We start from the raw sequence: 17433 nt of genomic DNA, 5'->3' as shown, positions 1-17433 counted from the left end.
ATAAGTTAGAATTAGACAAGAACTCGCACATACTCTATCAAGAAAGAGACGGAGGTGCATAGGTATGGCGAATAATAATAAGGCAACCATTCCTTTGCTTCCATTAAGAGGGCTATTGGTCTACCCAACCATGGTTCTTCACTTGGATGTCGGCAGGGATAAATCAGTTCAGGCGTTGGAAACGGCCATGATGAACGATCACATGATATTTTTAGCTACACAAAAGGATATTTCTATAGATGAACCTGCAGAGGACGATGTGTACCGTGTAGGAACATATACGAAAATAAAGCAGATGCTGAAGCTTCCGAATGGAACAATCCGTGTGCTTGTTGAAGGCTTGGAAAGAGGAGAGATTCATTCTTTCCAGGAAGAAAATGATACGCTCATGGTTACGATTGAGACTTTGACGGACTCATCGAAAAAAGACGTGGAAAGTGAAGCGCTCATGAGAACGCTGCTTGAATACTTTGAGCAGTACATAAAGCTTTCCAAAAAGGTATCTGCGGAGACCTTTGCTTCTGTTGCAGACATAGATGAACCGGGCCGTGTGGCTGATCTTGTTGCATCCCATTTGCCTCTGAAGCTGAAGGAAAAACAGGAAGTCCTGGAGACTGTGGATATAAAAGACCGCCTGCACAAGGTGATCAGCATGATCAATAACGAAAAAGAAGTGCTGAACCTTGAAAAGAAAATTGGCCAACGGGTTAAGCGGTCAATGGAACGGACCCAAAAGGAATACTACCTGCGCGAGCAAATGAAGGCCATCCAAAAAGAATTGGGCGACAAAGAGGGCAAAACGGGTGAAGTCTCCCTGCTGGCAGAAAAGATTGAACAGGCTGGCATGCCAGAAGAGATAAAAGCTGCAGCCGCAAAGGAACTCGATAGATATGAGAAGGTCCCTTCCAGTTCAGCTGAGAGCGCCGTCATCCGCAATTATATTGACTGGCTGCTATCTCTTCCTTGGTCAAATGCAACGGAGGATCGTCTTGATTTAAGAATTGCTGAAAAAATTCTCGATGAGGACCATCATGGACTGGAGAAAGTGAAAGAGCGGGTTCTGGAGTATTTAGCCGTTCAAAAGCTGACAAACTCGCTTAAAGGGCCGATTCTTTGTCTTGCCGGACCTCCTGGGGTCGGGAAAACATCACTTGCCCGCTCGATTGCAAAATCACTGAACCGGAACTTCGTGAGGATTTCTCTTGGCGGTGTCAGAGATGAATCTGAAATTCGAGGCCATCGTCGGACCTATGTTGGAGCAATGCCGGGCCGTATCATCCAAGGAATGAAAAAAGCCGGCAGCATTAATCCGGTCTTCCTTCTGGATGAAATCGATAAAATGTCCAGTGATTTTAGAGGGGATCCTTCTTCAGCTCTGCTTGAAGTTCTCGACCCTGAGCAAAACCATAATTTCAGTGACCATTATATAGAAGAAACCTATGATCTATCGAAAGTTATGTTTGTTGCAACAGCGAATAACCTTGCAACGATTCCGGGTCCGCTCCGCGACCGCATGGAAATCATTACGATTGCGGGATATACAGAGCTTGAAAAAATCCAAATTGCTAAAGACCATTTAATGCCGAAGCAGCTCGAAGCTCACGGTCTGAAGAAGGCCAATCTTCAGGTGAAGGAAACAGCTCTTCAGAATATCGTGCGGTATTATACAAGAGAAGCGGGCGTGCGCGGAATGGAGCGCCAGCTTGCAGCTATTTGCCGTAAAGCGGCTAAAAAGATTGTTTCAGAAGAAAAGAAAAAAATTATTGTTACGGATAAAACGCTTCAGGATTATCTCGGGAAACAGATTTTCCGTTACGGCCAGGCAGAGATCGAGGATCAAATCGGAGTTGCCACCGGACTCGCTTATACAACGGTTGGAGGCGATACCCTATCAATTGAAGTATCCTTGTCCCCCGGAAAAGGAAAACTGATTTTAACCGGTAAGCTTGGAGATGTGATGAAGGAATCCGCTCAGGCTGCCTTTAGTTTTATCAGGTCCAGAGCAGAGAAATTGAATATTGATCCTGAATTCCATGAAAAGAATGATATCCATATTCACGTTCCAGAAGGAGCTGTACCAAAAGACGGGCCTTCAGCCGGTATTACAATGGCCACCGCTCTCATCTCCGCTCTTACAGGAAGACCTGTGAGGAAAGAGGTGGGAATGACAGGAGAAATCACCCTGAGAGGCCGTGTGCTTCCGATTGGCGGGTTGAAGGAAAAATCGCTGTCAGCCCACAGAGCCGGATTGAAAAAAATAATTTTGCCCAGAGAAAACGAAAAAGACTTGGAAGATATACCGGAAAGCATTCGCAACGATCTGACCTTTGTTTTAGTGTCCGACATTGAAGAAGTGCTTAAACATGCATTGACTGGAGAAACGAAATGAAAGTAACCTCATCAGAAATTGTAATAAGTGCTGTAAAACCCGAGCAATATCCAGATGGAGGTCTTCCCGAAATTGCGCTTGCAGGCAGGTCGAATGTTGGGAAATCCTCCTTCATCAACAAACTGCTGAATCGTAAAAATCTGGCCAGGACTTCTTCTAAGCCCGGGAAGACGCAAACCCTGAACTTCTATATTATTAATGAAGTGCTTCACTTTGTGGATGTACCGGGATACGGTTTTGCAAAAGTGTCCAAGAGTGAACGGGACGCATGGGGAAGAATGATCGAAACGTATTTAACGAACCGGGAAGAATTAAAGGCGGTCGTCCTTATTATTGATGTCCGTCACAAACCGACAAAAGATGATATCATGATGTACAATTTCCTTAAGCATTATGGGATCCCGGTTATTGTTGTCGCAACGAAAGCAGATAAAATTCCGAAAACGAAGTGGCAAAAGCACGTAAAGATCGTGGAAGAGGAACTGGACCTTGCTGAAGAAGACTCCATCGTACTATTCTCCGCTGAAACCGCCAAAGGCAAGGAAGAAGCGTGGGGAGCCATTAAGAGGCTGACTGGAGTCAAATAAGAGATTGGTCTTAAGTGATTTTCGCAGCTCCCGCTGGATTCAGAATTCACCAACTAAGATTGTTCAATATAAAAAACTACCCCCGGGAATGCTCCATGACAGCGTCCCGGGGGTTTTCATTTCCATACTGACAGGCATGTTTCTTTAAAGCCTGAGAAGCAGCTTTTTTCTTTTTTTCTTAGTCTCTGTTAAAGCCCGATGTTGATTTTAAACACCTGTTGATTGGAGTGGAAGGTGCGAGACTCCTGCGGGAGCAGCGGGACAGGTAAGACCCCGCAGTCGCGAAGCGAGGAGGAGGCTTACCGCCCGCCCCGCGGAAAGTGAGCGCCTGCAGCGGAAATCAACAGCCAAGTTAAAAAGAGCTTTTTCTTTAAAGGAATATTTTCTTATTTTTTCCTGAATAATAAGAATAGCCCGGCTGCTAAAAACAGGAACGGCCAGAATTTTTCGGCATAGCCAATTCCCTGCTGAAGCTGGCTGAAGGTATCCGCTATCTGCTGGAAATAATGAATAAACAGTCCTGCAAGGAGAACGACCGCTCCGGAAGCATACCCGCTTTTGGCTTTAAAAGAAGCGAGAAGCAGGGACGCTCCGACAATGATGGTGATGCCGGCCGGATGATTAGGCCAAGCTGGATTTTTTCCTGACATTAGAAAATGAATACCTAATCCGGTCATAATCAATCCCGTCACCAAGTATGTATCATCCTTTCCTGCCAGGCTGGTTAGAAGAAAGACGGCTCCGAACATCAGAATGAGGGTCTGCCAGCTGTTTTGTTCCGGAAAAAGCACAATGTTCAGCTTTTGCAGCAGAAAATAGGCTCCGATCATGATTAAAAAGTAGGCTGGAAATGCTGGTCGCTGTTTCATGGGTCACCTCAATTAAATAGACTCTCTCTTGAAAGAAAGCGCTTTTTTTGGTAATGTACATGGTGGAATACATACGTTTTTAGAATTTCTGTTTCATACTCTGTTCACATTTTAACAGAAGCACACTTTTCTATCATGTTATAATATAAATTAGAGAAGAAGTAAATGATTAGACAAAGAATTATTTTTACTTTAGAATAATTATTGTTATTTAAGTACTAGAGAAGATAGGGGGGTATTGAAGAAAGTGCATATTTTAGTTGTAGGCATAAATCATAAGACTGCCCCTGTTGATATACGTGAAAAGCTCAGTTTTGATCCAGCTGAACTTGGGTCTGCCATGAAAAAATTAAAAACGCAGAAAAGCGTTCTTGAAAATATTATTGTTTCAACGTGCAACCGCACCGAGGTATATGCTGTAGTGGATCAGCTCCATACCGGCAGATATTATCTGAAGGCATTTTTAGCAGAGTGGTTTGATCTTGAAATGGAGCAGTTCGCCCCGTTTCTGACTTTTTATGAGAATGATGGAGCTGTAGACCATCTTTTCCGCGTTTCATGCGGCCTTGATTCCATGATTGTAGGTGAAACTCAAATTTTGGGACAGGTGCGCTCAAGCTTTCTCGAAGGGCAGGAACTGCAGACGACAGGCACTGTTTTTAACTATCTGTTTAAAGAAGCGGTCACGCTTGCCAAAAGAGCTCATTCTGAAACAGAAATCGGTACCCATGCCGTGTCCGTAAGCTACGCAGCTGTTCAGCTTGCTAAGAAGATATTTGGAAGTTTATCCGCAAAGCGCGTCCTGATTCTCGGTGCAGGCAAAATGGGCGAACTCGCTGCCCGGAACCTTCACGGAAACGGCGTCAGTGATGTAACAGTTGTGAACAGAACGTATGAAAAGGCAAGGCAGCTGGCAGATAAATTCAGCGGCAAAGCGAAAAGCTATTCAGAGCTTAGAGCCGCCCTTGAAGAGGCAGACATTGTCATCAGCTCAACAGGAGCAAAGGATTTTGTTGTTACGAAAGAAATGATGGCGGAAGTTGAAAAGCAGCGCAGAGGAAAACCGCTATTTATGGTGGACATTGCTGTTCCCAGGGATATAGATCCTGCAATCAATGAACTGGAAAGTATTTTTCTATACGATATTGACGACCTTGAAGGAATTGTTGAGGCTAACGTGCAAGAGCGGAGAGCAGCTGCTGAACGGGTTGGTTTAATGATTGAATTGGAAATCGTGCAGTTTAAGCAATGGCTTAATACACTTGGAGTCGTTCCGGTCATTACAGCGCTCCGCGACAAAGCTTTGTCAATTCAGTCGGAAACGATGCAAAGTATTGAACGGAAAATGCCGGACCTGTCAGAGCGGGATATTAAGCTTTTAAATAAGCATACAAAAAGCATCATCAACCAGCTGCTCCGCGATCCCATCCTAAAGGCGAAGGAACTTGCGGCGGAACCGGATGGCCATGATGCTCTGGAGCTATTTGCAAATATTTTTAATATTAATGAACAGGTCAAACTGCAAAAAGAAAAAAATAGTCAATCTGAGCGCGCTATCGAATCTCAAACCGTTCAGCACGTTTCCTATCCATCTTATTAGAAAGGGTATGGCTAAATGATTGGGTTGGACCTGAACCGGCTAAATGAAGCAGCGGTCATTATATATGCTTGCTGTGTACTCTTCTATTTTATTGATTTTGTTCATACGAACCGGAGGGCAAGCAAAATTGCCTTCTGGTTGCTTTCTATTGTTTGGCTGCTGCAAACAATTTTTTTGTTTTATGAAATGGCCGTATTTGGGACGTTTCCGATTTTGAATATAGTAGAAGGCTTATATTTTTATACATGGGTGCTCGTGACGCTTTCACTCGTTTTAAACTGGATGCAAAAGGCTGATTTCATTCCCTTTTTCACAAGTGTGCTCGGATTTATCATGCTTGCCCTGCATACCTTCGCCATTTCTCAAAATCAGCCTGGACAGCTTTCAGAGCAGCTGATTTCAGAACTGTCCATTATCCATATTACGATGGCGATCTTATCGTATGGAGCGTTTTCGCTAAGCTTTGTTTTTTCCATGCTGTACTTGCTCCAATACAGGCTTTTAAAGAAAAAGCAATGGGGGAAAAAGCTCATTCGGATCAACGATTTGTCGACCCTTGATCACATGGCATACCTATTGAATGTAACGGGAGTTCCGATGCTGCTGCTCAGTTTAATCCTAGGTTCAATATGGGCCTTCATCAAGGTGCCGGATTTTCAATGGTATGACCCGAAGGTAACGGGCTCGTTTGGAGTCATTATTGTATACAGCATTTATCTGTATATTAAAATTGTTAAGGATCAGCAGGGAAAACCGATTGCTTTATGGAATGCAGCAGCTTTCCTTGTATTGCTTATTAACTTTTTCTTGTTTGGAAGTTTGTCCCGTTTTCACGTGTATTCATAGATTTCGGGAATGGAGATTGGGAGGATACACATGAGGAAAATCATTATTGGATCCAGAAAAAGCAAGCTCGCACTAACACAGACAAATTGGTTTATTCGGAAGCTTCAAGATTTAGGACTTCCATATGAGTTTGAAGTAAAAGAGATTGTAACAAAAGGCGACCGTATATTAGATGTAACCTTATCGAAAGTTGGCGGCAAAGGGCTGTTCGTTAAAGAAATTGAACAGGCTATGTTTGATGGTGAGATCGATATGGCTGTTCACAGTATGAAGGATATGCCGGCTGAACTGCCGGACGGACTGACCATTGGCTGCATCCCTAAGCGGGAGGACGTAAGAGACGCCATTATCTCAAAGAATCACCGCAAGTTTTCTGAGCTTCCTGCAGGGGCTGTTATCGGGACAAGCAGCCTAAGGAGAAGCGCCCAGCTCTTATCCATCAGGCCGGATCTGGAGATTAAATGGATCAGGGGCAATATAGATACACGTCTAAAAAAGCTGCAAACGGAAGATTACGATGCCATTATTTTAGCAGCAGCCGGACTTTCCAGGATGGGCTGGAGCCGGGATACCGTTACGGAGTATTTAGATCCTTCCGACTGCTTGCCGGCTGTCGGCCAGGGGGCGCTTGCAATTGAATGCAGAGAGAGCGATTCGGAGCTGCTTGAAATTCTTTCAAAGGTATCCGATGCTGAGACTGTTAAAACAGTGAAAGCGGAAAGAGCTTTTCTGAAAGACATGGAAGGCGGATGCCAGGTTCCAATTGCCGGGTATGCCGTTCTTACCGATAATCAGCAAGTACAGCTGACGGGACTTGTAGCTGATCCTGATGGCAAAATCATTTACCGTGAAACGATGACAGGATCCGAACCGTCAGACCTTGGGAAAAGGGTTGCCCGCAAGCTTGAAGAGCAGGGTGCTAAAGAACTTATTTCCCGGGTAAAGGAGGAGCTGGATCCATCATGAATAAAGAGAAGCCGCTTAGTGGAAAAAAAATCTTGGTTACAAGAGAAAAAAACCAGGCGGCTTCTTTTGCGCGCCTAATTGAGGAGAAGGGTGGTTCACCTGTTGTTATTCCTCTGGTTGCTTTTGTTGCCGCTGATGATGAGATACGGATTTTGGAGGAACTGGGGAGGCTTCACACGTACCAGTGGATTGTTTTTACAAGTGTAAACGGAGTCCGGTTTTTTGACTGCTTCATGAAAAAGGGAGGATTTCCTTTACCGCAGAAAATCAGGATTGGCGCAGTAGGGGAAAAAACAGCCCGGTCACTGGAAACAATAGGGATGAAACCGAGTATGATTCCCAAAGTATTTTCGGGAGAAATGCTGGCTGAAGAAATGGCACAGACTGCAGCCTCGGACGACCGCGTTCTCATTATAAGAGGGAGTCTGTCAAATCGGGCTGTCTATAAAAGAATGAAAGAAAAGGGAATTGAAGCTGCAGAATTAATTCTATATAAAAATCAGCCTGTACCCGGCCGGAACGGGGAACTTCCCCTCCTGCTTGAGGCAGGGAAAATAGATTACGCCACGTTTACAAGCCCGTCCATCGTGCACTCCTACATGCAGAATACGGAAGGGCTGAGCGCACGGGAACCGGTTTTTGTCTGTATTGGAGACGTGACAGCTGAAACACTGAAAGATTACGGGTATGATGGGCTTATAGCAAGTCCTTTTACTATTGAAGGAATAGTAGAAAGAATCATTGCACATGTAAATGAGGAGGAATCGTAACATGGATTTACAGTTTGCCAGACATCGCAGACTTCGTTCAAGCGAAGGGATACGGGCGATGATGAGAGAAACGTTTTTAAGACCGGAAGATTTCATTTACCCGATTTTTGTCGTAGAGGGTGAAAACAAGCGGAATGCGGTAGCGTCCATGCCTGGCGTTGAGCAGGTATCGCTTGATCATTTAAATACTGAAATGCAGGAGCTTGTGGATTTGGGAATCCGCTCGGTGATTGTTTTCGGGGTTCCAGATCATAAGGATGCTGTAGGATCCGAAGCATACCATGATCATGGGATCGTTCAAAAAGCAATCCGTCAAATTAAAGAGAGCTTTCCTGATTTAGTTGTTGTAGCGGATACTTGCCTATGTCAATATACGGATCATGGTCATTGCGGAGTCATTGAAGAGGGGAAAATTCTCAATGATCCTTCTCTTGATTTGCTGGCCAGAACAGCGGTCAGCCAGGCTAAAGCGGGTGCTGACATTATTGCCCCTTCCAATATGATGGACGGATTCACAGCAGCGATTCGCAAAGGCCTTGATGAGAATGGTTTTGAAGATGTCCCGGTTATGTCTTATGCCGTTAAATATGCGAGTGCTTTTTACGGTCCTTTCCGCGATGCTGCACACAGTACACCTCAATTCGGAGACCGCAAAACGTATCAAATGGATCCGGCTAACCGCTCGGAAGCAATGAGAGAAGCAGAATCTGATGTAATGGAAGGTGCGGACTTCCTGATTGTGAAACCGGCTCTCTCCTACCTTGATATTATGCGCGATGTGAAAAATAGCTTTAATCTCCCGATTGTTGCCTATAATGTTAGCGGAGAGTATTCCATGATTAAAGCAGCTGCCCAAAATGGATGGGTAGACGAAAGAGCCATTGTTCTGGAAAAACTGACAAGCATGAAGCGCGCTGGCGCGGACTTGATTATAACGTATCATGCAAAGGATGCAGCCCGCTGGCTGAAGGATCAGTAACGATAAGGAAAGGGGCCCGAATACAATGAGAAGCTTTGAAAAATCCAAGCAGGCATTTAAGGAAGCTCAAGGACTAATGCCAGGCGGTGTAAATAGTCCGGTTCGAGCATTTAAATCAGTGAAACTTGATCCGATTTTTATGGAGCGCGGCAAAGGCTCCAGAATTTACGATATTGACGGTAATGAATATATTGATTACGTTCTGTCATGGGGTCCGCTCATTCATGGACATGCCAATGATCAGGTTGTTGAATCCCTTAAAAAGGTCGTAGAATCAGGAACGAGCTTTGGCGCGCCCACTCTTGTTGAAAACGAACTGGCTAAGCTCGTTAAAGAACGGGTTCCCTCGATTGAAATCGTCCGTATGGTAAGCTCCGGTACTGAGGCAACGATGAGCGCGCTCCGCCTCGCACGGGGATACACGGGACGCAATAAAATCATTAAATTTGAGGGCTGTTACCATGGACATGGAGATTCACTCCTGATAAAAGCAGGTTCAGGAGTGGCTACTCTTGGTTTGCCGGACAGCCCCGGCGTGCCTGAAGGGGTAGCAAAGAATACCATTACGGTTCCTTACAACGACCTGGAAAGCATCCGCACGGCGTTTAAAGAATTCGGAGATGATATTGCCGGAATCATTGTTGAGCCGGTTGCAGGAAACATGGGCGTTGTGCCTCCGCAGCCCGGGTTCCTTGAGGGACTCAGGGACGTAACGAATGAATATGGAGCGCTCCTTATTTTTGATGAAGTGATGACGGGCTTCAGAGTCGGCTATCATTGTGCCCAAGGCTATTTTGGCGTAACACCTGACTTGACTTGCCTTGGAAAAGTAATCGGCGGAGGACTTCCGGTAGGAGCTTATGGGGGCAAGGCTGAAATTATGGAACAAATTGCTCCGAGCGGCCCTATTTATCAGGCAGGGACACTTTCAGGCAATCCGCTCGCTATGACAGCGGGACTGGAAACCCTGAAGCAGCTTACGCCGGAAAGCTATCAGGAATTTGCACGAAAAGCGGATCTCCTTGAAGAAGGACTGTCTGCAGCAGCAAAAAAATACGGAATACCGCATACCATTAATCGTGCCGGATCCATGATTGGGATTTTCTTTACGAATGAGCAAGTCATCAATTATGATAAAGCGAAAACTTCAAATTTAGAGTTCTTTGCTTCTTATTACAGGGAAATGGCAATGGAAGGCGTATTCCTTCCTCCATCCCAATTTGAAGGGCTGTTCCTGTCAACTGCCCATACAGATGATGATATCAGCAAAACGATTTCAGCTGCAGAGAAAGCATTCAGCAGGCTGAAGTAAAATAAGAGCTGTCCAGGCTTAGTCTGGACAGCTTTTTTATTATAGTATGATGCGGATTTTTAACACCTGTTGATTGGAGCAGGATGCAAACGCCTCCCGCGGGAATCTAAAGCCAAGTTAACAGAGCTATTCCTTCAAAGACTGGAGCTTAATTTTGTTCTTTTCCCTTACGCTGTTTGACAGCTTCTCAAAACCAGCTAGTAGTTACGCCACATTGGGTTCTTTTTTCCTCACGGCACTCATAAAGTGAAAGTGTCATGATTCTATGTGTTAGTTTCAAGAAGGGAGGAAAACAGCTTGTCACAGGATGCAGCATTGCGATTTTCTGTAGAAGAGTCTGTTTGGTTTCAAAAAGGACAGGAAGTGTTTGAACTTTTATCGATATCCCTGGATCCGAATATAGCGATTGAAGAGCATGATCAGTATGTTTCCATTAGAGGAGCCCTTCAGCTGACGGGAGAATATCGTGCGGTTCTGAATCCGGAGAATGACGATAAGGAATTTGAATTTTCAGCAGCGCGCTTTGTTAATGAGGTACATGTCAGGGATGACGGCACGCATGAGCTTTTGCACCGGTTTCCAGTCGATATCACGATTCCTAAAAACAGAATTGAAAAGATTGAAGATGTTTATGTGTCCATTGATTCGTTTGATTACGATTTGCCTGAAGCGAAATGCTTAAAGCTGTTTGCGGACTTGTCTATAACAGGTATAGGTGAAAATAGCAGGGAATCGGAAGAGGTACAAGCAATTCATGAAGTTCGGGAAGAGCAAGCGGAGCAGTCTCATGAAGCTCTTTACAGGAGTGAAGCTGTCCAGCATGCAGATGAAGAAACGCACGAAGCAGATGTGAGAACGGAAGAGGAAAAAGAAGCGGCTTTCCAGGAGCTTTATGCCTTCAGAAGTGAAGAAGAGGCGCTATTGGATGAACAGGCTGAAGAAGAATATCCGGAGATTGATGTGGAGGTTCGAAAACAGTCCTTTGAATATCAGGAAATCCAGCCATTGTATGAAGAACCTGCAGGTAAAGAAGTGTCAGCTGATCACCGGTCGGAAGCAAGAGAACCGCAAGCATCCGCAGGTGCACAAAGTGAAAACTCGTTATTGCTGACAAAATTGTTCGGCCGTGAGGAAGATGAAGAACTGACCAGGCTTAAGATTTGCATCGTGCAGCAGGGAGAAACCATTGATTCTATTTGCGAGCGCTACGCTTTATCCGCGCAGCAGTTAATCAGGGTTAACCATCTTCCAGCAGATAAAGAGGTCTATGAAGGGCAGACACTTTACATTCCCCAATACGCCAGCAGCAAGTAAAGGCAGTTTAAAGCTGAGGCTCCTCAGCTTTTTTTCATCATCAAACAAATAAGTGGTGAAACCAATGGAGGACTTACAGGCAATTCTTGATCAGTACCAGGTAAAACTTGAATTTGCGGAACAGCATAGTCCGCGGCTGATTAAAGTGTATTCCCCTCAGGGAACCTTTGCTTTAAAAAAGCTGAGAGCTTCAAGATCCGCCCAGTTTGCGGAGCGGGTCCGTTCTGTTTATGAAGCAGGCTATACGAATCTTATTCCCATCTACCGCAACTTGCATAATCAGCTGGTTACATCCGGAAGAGAGGATTACTATTATCTCATGCCCTGGCTCCCGGATTCACAGTCTGATGAACGCAGTGCAAGACATGATTATTTATTTAAAGAGACAGCAAAGCTTCACAGAAGAACGCTGCAGGAAGTCAAATTAACGGGCGGAGAAGCGGAAGCGAGTTTTGAAGCCACCAAAAAAAACTGGGAAGACCAAAAAAACGCGTATGAAGCGTATGTAGAAAAATGTGAAAAACAATGGTATCTTTCCCCGTTTGAGCTTCAGGCTGTCACGTACTTCGTTGAAGCTGCTAGGGCAACTGATTTTGCAATTGAAAGGCTCGAGGAATGGAATGAAGCCATGAAAGAAAAAGAGACGGCAAGGACTTCAATTATTCATGGGAGCTTGTCCGTTCAGCATGTAGTGTATGATTCCAGTGAGAAAAGCTACTTAATCAATTTTGAAAAAGCCCATCGAGCGGCGCCGATGAATGATCTCCTCCAATTCTATTATAAAACGTTTAATACGTATCCAATCCGCTGTGAGGAATGTGTGGATTGGTTTTATACCTATCAAAAGGATTTTCCGTTTAGGGAGGAAGAGATGCCGCTTTTTATCAGTTACTTATCCTATCCTGAGGCACTATACCGGGCTGTCCTATCGCCTGGGGATCAAAGAGATAAAAGATCCCAGCTTCAGCAAAACAGGGATTTGATAAAAGCGTACTGGTATTTTAAAAATAACGAATACTTTGTGATGCGGCTTGTCGATATTGAAAATAAGAAAAAGGCTGAAGCACAGGCTGAGGGATGACAGGTCCCTCTTTTTTTGTGCCTATAGCCAGCCCATATGAAAAGCTAACGCGAGGAAAATCAGAGCAGCAAGGAGAAGAACATCAAAGCCGGTGGGGAAAAGAAGAGTCCGTATACCCTGAAAAATCGTAATCGGAATGATAAATTGTACGGCAGTCACCCTCAGCTCTTTAACCCAAGGAGGTACTGTGTAGGAATTAAACCGTTTTCGCATTCGTATTCACCTCCCATTATGAGTTATAATCAGTTTATGTACATATGTCCCGGGTGTGCTTGCCTTGGATTCGAGTATAAAAATATAAAAAAACGGGGAAGATGTTGACGAAAAAAACATTTTTATAATACTATTATGGATAGAACATGAAAAGAATATGTTGAAATGCATGGATAGGGAAGAGTACAGGCATACCGCGCCTAAAGAGAGGGAAATCATCTGCTGAAAGATTTCTCAGGATTGCGGAACTGGAAGGTCGCCCTTGAGCAGTTTTCCTGAACGATTAAGTAGGGAAAGCCGGCGCAGGCCGTTAATTCGTCTAAGAGCATGGGAGCAGGCTTTATTTTCCCATGAAAAAAGGTGGTACCGCGAAATCAGCTCCTTTCGTCCTTTTGGATGGGAGGAGTTTTTATTTTGTCAATTTTTAGGAGGAACCGGAAATGAATGAAAATCAGCAGCCCAATCTGCCAACGAAATACGATCCAAATGCAGTAGAGCAGAACCGCTACCAATTTTGGCTGGACGGAAAATATTTTGAGGCAGAAAATGACCAGGAAAAACAGCCTTACACAATTGTAATCCCTCCGCCAAACGTAACTGGAAAGCTCCACCTCGGACATGCCTGGGATACAACCCTTCAGGATATTCTGACTCGGATGAAGCGCATGCAGGGGTATGACGTGCTCTGGCTTCCGGGAATGGATCATGCCGGTATTGCGACACAGGCGAAAGTTGAAGCGAAGCTAAAAGAAGAAGGTAAATCCCGGTACGATCTTGGACGCGAAGCATTTGTTGAAGAAACGTGGAAATGGAAGGAAGAGTATGCTTCCCATATCCGCGAGCAGTGGTCAAAGCTTGGACTAGGGCTGGATTACTCCCGTGAACGCTTTACTCTTGATGAGGGGCTTTCAAAAGCAGTTAGGGAAGTATTTGTCACGCTTTACAACAAAGGACTGATTTACCGCGGCGAATACATTATTAACTGGGATCCGGCAACGAAAACAGCTCTTTCTGATATTGAGGTTATTTATAAAGATGTTCAGGGTGCGTTTTATCATATGCGCTATCCTCTTACAGACGGATCCGGGCATATTGAGATTGCAACAACCCGTCCGGAAACGATGCTTGGGGATACAGCAGTAGCGGTTCACCCTGAGGACGAGCGCTATAAGCACCTGATTGGAAAAATGGTTACTCTCCCAATTACCGGCAGAGAAATTCCGATTGTTGCTGATGATTATGTGGATATGGATTTTGGGTCTGGAGCGGTTAAAATTACACCTGCCCACGATCCGAATGACTTTGAAATTGGAAACCGGCATAATCTGCTTCGCATTCTCGTTATGAACGAAGATGGAACGATGAATGATAAAGCAGGCAAATATGAAGGAATGGACCGTTTTGCCTGCCGCAAGCAAATTGTGAAGGATCTGCAGGAGGATGGTATTCTTTTCAATATTGAAGATCATCCGCACTCAGTTGGACACAGCGAACGAAGCGGTGCTGTAGTTGAGCCTTATCTTTCCACACAGTGGTTTGTGAAAATGCAGCCGCTGGCTGATGCAGCAGTTAAACTCCAATCCTCTGACGAAAAAGTCAATTTCGTTCCGGAGCGGTTTGAAAAAACATACCTGCACTGGATGGAAAATATCCGAGACTGGTGTATATCAAGACAGCTATGGTGGGGACACCGCATTCCAGCCTGGTATCACAATGAAACGGGTGAGGTTCACGTTGGACATGAGCCTCCATTCGATCCGGAAAACTGGAAGCAGGATGAAGACGTACTCGATACATGGTTCAGCTCCGCACTTTGGCCGTTCTCGACAATGGGCTGGCCGGACACTGAATCCATTGACTATCAGCGCTTCTACCCGACTGATGTTCTTGTAACCGGCTATGATATTATTTTCTTCTGGGTATCGCGGATGATTTTCCAGGGTCTCGAGTTTACAGAGCAGCGTCCATTCCAGGATGTTCTGATTCACGGACTTGTAAGAGATGATCAAGGCCGTAAAATGAGTAAATCTCTAGGAAACGGTGTAGACCCGATGGAAGTAATCGACCAATACGGAGCCGATTCGCTGCGGTACTTCCTTGCAACCGGCAGCTCGCCTGGACAGGATTTGCGCTTCAGCTTTGAAAAGGTTGAGTCCACTTGGAACTTTGCCAATAAAATTTGGAACGCATCCCGTTTTGCTTTGATGAACATGGAAGGATTGACATTCGATCAAATCGATATAACCGGGAAAAAATCAGTAGCGGATCAATGGATTCTAACACGCCTGAACGAAACCATTGAACAAGTAACGAAGCTTGCTGACCGCTATGAATTCGGAGAAGTCGGCCGTGTTCTATACAACTTTATCTGGGATGACTTCTGTGACTGGTACATTGAAATGGCTAAAATCCCATTGTACGGGGAAGACGAGGCGGCAAAGCATACGACTCGATCCATTCTCGCTCACGTACTGGATCAGACTCTGAGACTGCTGCATCCGATTATGCCGTTTATCACAGAGGAAATCTGGCAGAGCCTTCCGCATGAAGGAGAATCCATTACGGTTGCCAAATGGCCTGAAGTAAAACAGGAGCTAAGCAACGATCAGGCGGCAAGCGATATGAAGCTGCTGATGGAAATTATCCGTTCAGTCCGGAACATCCGTGCGGAAGTAAATACGCCTATGAGCAAAAAAATCCAGCTGAAAATCAAAACGAAGCAAGAAGAAGTAACACATCAGCTTGAGAACAACCGCTCTTACCTGGAACGCTTCTGCAACCCAAGCTCGCTTGAAATCGGAACAGATTTGCCATCGGAGGACAAAGCGATGACAGCCGTCGTGACGGGGGCAGAACTCATTCTTCCGCTAGAAGGCTTAATTAATATGGAAGAAGAAATAAAACGCCTTGAAAAAGAACTGGATAAATGGACGAAGGAAGTAGAACGTGTCCAGAAGAAACTGGGGAATGAAGGCTTTGTGAAGAAGGCACCTGAAAAGGTCATTGAAGAAGAGCGTGCGAAGGAAAAAGAATACGTCGAAAAACGGGATTCCGTTTTGGCGAGAATTGCAGAATTGAAAGGCTAAAGCTTTTAAGGTGATCATCATCAGGATGGTCACCTGCTTTTTTATCCTAGTGAGGTGGTAAGATGCTGAATACATATGAAGAAGCACTGAATTGGATTCACTCCCGATTAAGGTTCGGAATTAAACCAGGTCTAGACCGCATGATTGGAATGATGGAGAAACTCGGGAATCCTCATACAAGAATTCCGGTCATCCATGTAGCAGGTACGAACGGGAAGGGTTCAACGGTTTCCTATATGAGGTCCATATTAAATGAAGCGGGGTATAAGGTAGGTACCTTTACGTCCCCTTACCTGGAGACCTTTAATGAAAGGATTAGCATGAATGGATATCCAATCAGCGATGATGACCTTGTCCGGCTGGCAAATGCTATAAAACCTGCGGCAGAAAGAGTGGAAGCAGAAACAAACGAAGCACCGACAGAATTTGAAATCATTACGGCTATGGCTTTCCTTTATTTTGGAGAATTCAATCGTCCTGATTATGTCCTGCTTGAAACCGGCCTTGGAGGAAGACTGGATTCTACGAATATAGCAGAACCGATCCTATCCATTATTACAAATACGGGATATGATCATATGAACATCCTTGGGGATACGATTGAGGAGATTGCGTCTGAAAAAGCCGGAATAATTAAATGGAAGACTCCGGTTGTGACAGGTGTGGAGAAAAGCAAAGGGCTTGAACAGATCCGGAAGAAAGCGGCGGATGAAAATGCCGAAGTGTACGTATTAGGTGATGATTTTCAAACAAGTGAGGTTCAGTCACACACTGAAGGTGAAACATTCTCTTTTACCTCTCCATTTGGAAACTGGGAGGATCTCCAAATTACCATGTTCGGAGTTCATCAGACCATGAATGCGTCGGTTGCGCTCGCCGCGCTTTCCCTATTAAGAGAAAAAGGGCTCATTCAGCTATCAGATGAACAGATCAGAAAAGGATTATATACTGCAAAATGGAGCGGGAGATATGAAGTAATCAGCCGCTACCCTCTTATCGTTATAGACGGTGCACATAATCTTGAAGGTGTGGAAAGTCTGACGAAAACATTAAAGGGTCACGAGAGCGATAAAACCATTCATATGCTATTTACGGCGCTTGAGGATAAAGAATATGACAGAATGCTGTATGAATTAGAAAAAACGGCGGATTATCTCTATCTTACCGAATTTGAATTTCCCCGGGCTGCTTCCAGCACATCCCTTTACAACGCCTGCCGGACAAAAAATAAAAAAATAATAGCAGATTGGAAATCATTTTTAAATGAGTTTCCTAAGAAGCTAAAAAGCGATGAAATGCTGATTATATGCGGATCTTTGTACTTTATTTCTCAGGTTCGACAATATCTGCTGGCAGCTGAAAAGAAAATTTTAGGCGAATAGACCTAAAAAGTTAACACAACCGTCAGAAAATTTGCTAAA

Annotated in this window: 14 protein-coding genes and 1 other annotated feature; of the genes, 12 read left to right on the top strand and 2 right to left on the bottom strand. The window is 44.7% G+C overall.

From position 1 onward, the window contains the following. The first annotated feature begins 64 nt into the window (after positions 1-64). Both lon and yihA read left to right on the top strand, forming a co-directional pair. Positions 65-2389, top strand: a complete 2325-nt coding sequence (lon, locus tag WCV65_RS14630) for an endopeptidase La (RefSeq protein ID WP_035410752.1) — start codon at positions 65-67, stop codon at positions 2387-2389. Then, on the top strand, positions 2386-2976 hold the full coding sequence (yihA, locus tag WCV65_RS14625; protein WP_338777449.1) for a ribosome biogenesis GTP-binding protein YihA/YsxC: 591 nt from the start codon (positions 2386-2388) through the stop codon (positions 2974-2976). Before lon ends, yihA begins: the two co-directional genes overlap by 4 nt. A 386-nt stretch (positions 2977-3362) precedes the next feature. Here the strand turns inward: yihA and WCV65_RS14620 are convergent, their stop codons facing one another. Further along, positions 3363-3845 carry a DUF5668 domain-containing protein gene (locus tag WCV65_RS14620; protein ID WP_338777447.1) on the bottom strand — a complete coding sequence of 161 codons (483 nt, stop codon included), beginning with the start codon at positions 3843-3845 and terminating at the stop codon, positions 3363-3365. A gap of 247 nt (positions 3846-4092) precedes the next feature. Between WCV65_RS14620 and hemA the strand changes: the two genes are divergently transcribed. The 8 genes from hemA (at position 4093) to ysxE (ending at position 12713) form a co-directional block, all read left to right on the top strand. Then, positions 4093-5445 carry a glutamyl-tRNA reductase gene (hemA, locus tag WCV65_RS14615; RefSeq protein ID WP_338782310.1) on the top strand — a complete coding sequence of 451 codons (1353 nt, stop codon included), beginning with the start codon at positions 4093-4095 and terminating at the stop codon, positions 5443-5445. A gap of 15 nt (positions 5446-5460) precedes the next feature. Further along, on the top strand, positions 5461-6291 hold the full coding sequence (gene ccsA, locus WCV65_RS14610; RefSeq protein ID WP_035405355.1) for a cytochrome c biogenesis protein CcsA: 831 nt from the start codon (positions 5461-5463) through the stop codon (positions 6289-6291). Between the two features lie 30 nt (positions 6292-6321). After that, the gene (hemC, locus tag WCV65_RS14605; protein ID WP_338777443.1) at positions 6322-7257 is read left to right on the top strand and encodes a hydroxymethylbilane synthase; all 936 of its coding nucleotides are present in this window, start codon (positions 6322-6324) and stop codon (positions 7255-7257) included. Next, positions 7254-8027 (top strand): uroporphyrinogen-III synthase, encoded by a 774-nt coding sequence (locus WCV65_RS14600; protein ID WP_338777441.1) that lies wholly within the window; start codon positions 7254-7256, stop codon positions 8025-8027. The genes hemC and WCV65_RS14600 overlap by 4 nt, the downstream gene beginning before the upstream one ends. Position 8028: 1 nt before the next feature. Then, positions 8029-9006 (top strand): porphobilinogen synthase, encoded by a 978-nt coding sequence (gene hemB, locus WCV65_RS14595; RefSeq protein WP_035405352.1) that lies wholly within the window; start codon positions 8029-8031, stop codon positions 9004-9006. A gap of 25 nt (positions 9007-9031) precedes the next feature. Next, a complete protein-coding gene (gene hemL / locus WCV65_RS14590) occupies positions 9032-10318 on the top strand; it encodes a glutamate-1-semialdehyde 2,1-aminomutase (RefSeq protein WP_035405351.1) in 1287 nt (428 codons plus the stop codon). A 297-nt stretch (positions 10319-10615) separates the two neighbouring features. Continuing rightward, positions 10616-11632 (top strand): stage VI sporulation protein D, encoded by a 1017-nt coding sequence (gene spoVID / locus WCV65_RS14585; RefSeq protein ID WP_338777437.1) that lies wholly within the window; start codon positions 10616-10618, stop codon positions 11630-11632. Positions 11633-11696: 64 nt separating this feature from the next. Then, the gene (gene ysxE / locus WCV65_RS14580; protein ID WP_338777435.1) at positions 11697-12713 is read left to right on the top strand and encodes a spore coat protein YsxE; all 1017 of its coding nucleotides are present in this window, start codon (positions 11697-11699) and stop codon (positions 12711-12713) included. Positions 12714-12734: 21 nt separating this feature from the next. Here the strand turns inward: ysxE and WCV65_RS14575 are convergent, their stop codons facing one another. Continuing rightward, on the bottom strand, positions 12735-12926 hold the full coding sequence (locus tag WCV65_RS14575) for a hypothetical protein (protein ID WP_035405347.1): 192 nt from the start codon (positions 12924-12926) through the stop codon (positions 12735-12737). A 161-nt stretch (positions 12927-13087) separates the two neighbouring features. Beyond that, positions 13088-13321: a binding site (T-box leader), on the top strand. A gap of 45 nt (positions 13322-13366) precedes the next feature. On the opposite strand from WCV65_RS14575, the gene WCV65_RS14570 reads away from it, so the two are divergent. Together WCV65_RS14570 and WCV65_RS14565 are read left to right on the top strand one after the other, a co-directional pair. Continuing rightward, positions 13367-16012, top strand: coding sequence for a valine--tRNA ligase (locus WCV65_RS14570; protein ID WP_338777433.1), 2646 nt, complete (start codon positions 13367-13369; stop codon positions 16010-16012). Positions 16013-16074: 62 nt separating this feature from the next. Further along, positions 16075-17394, top strand: a complete 1320-nt coding sequence (locus tag WCV65_RS14565; RefSeq protein WP_338777432.1) for a folylpolyglutamate synthase/dihydrofolate synthase family protein — start codon at positions 16075-16077, stop codon at positions 17392-17394. Positions 17395-17433 lie beyond the last annotated feature (39 nt).

Origin of the sequence: Metabacillus sp. FJAT-52054 (assembly GCF_037201815.1) — a bacterium.
GTDB classification, from domain to species: Bacteria; Bacillota; Bacilli; order Bacillales; family Bacillaceae; genus Metabacillus_B; species Metabacillus_B sediminis.
Note: the sequence above shows the minus strand (reverse complement) of the source record. Positions and strands in the feature narration are given on the sequence as shown.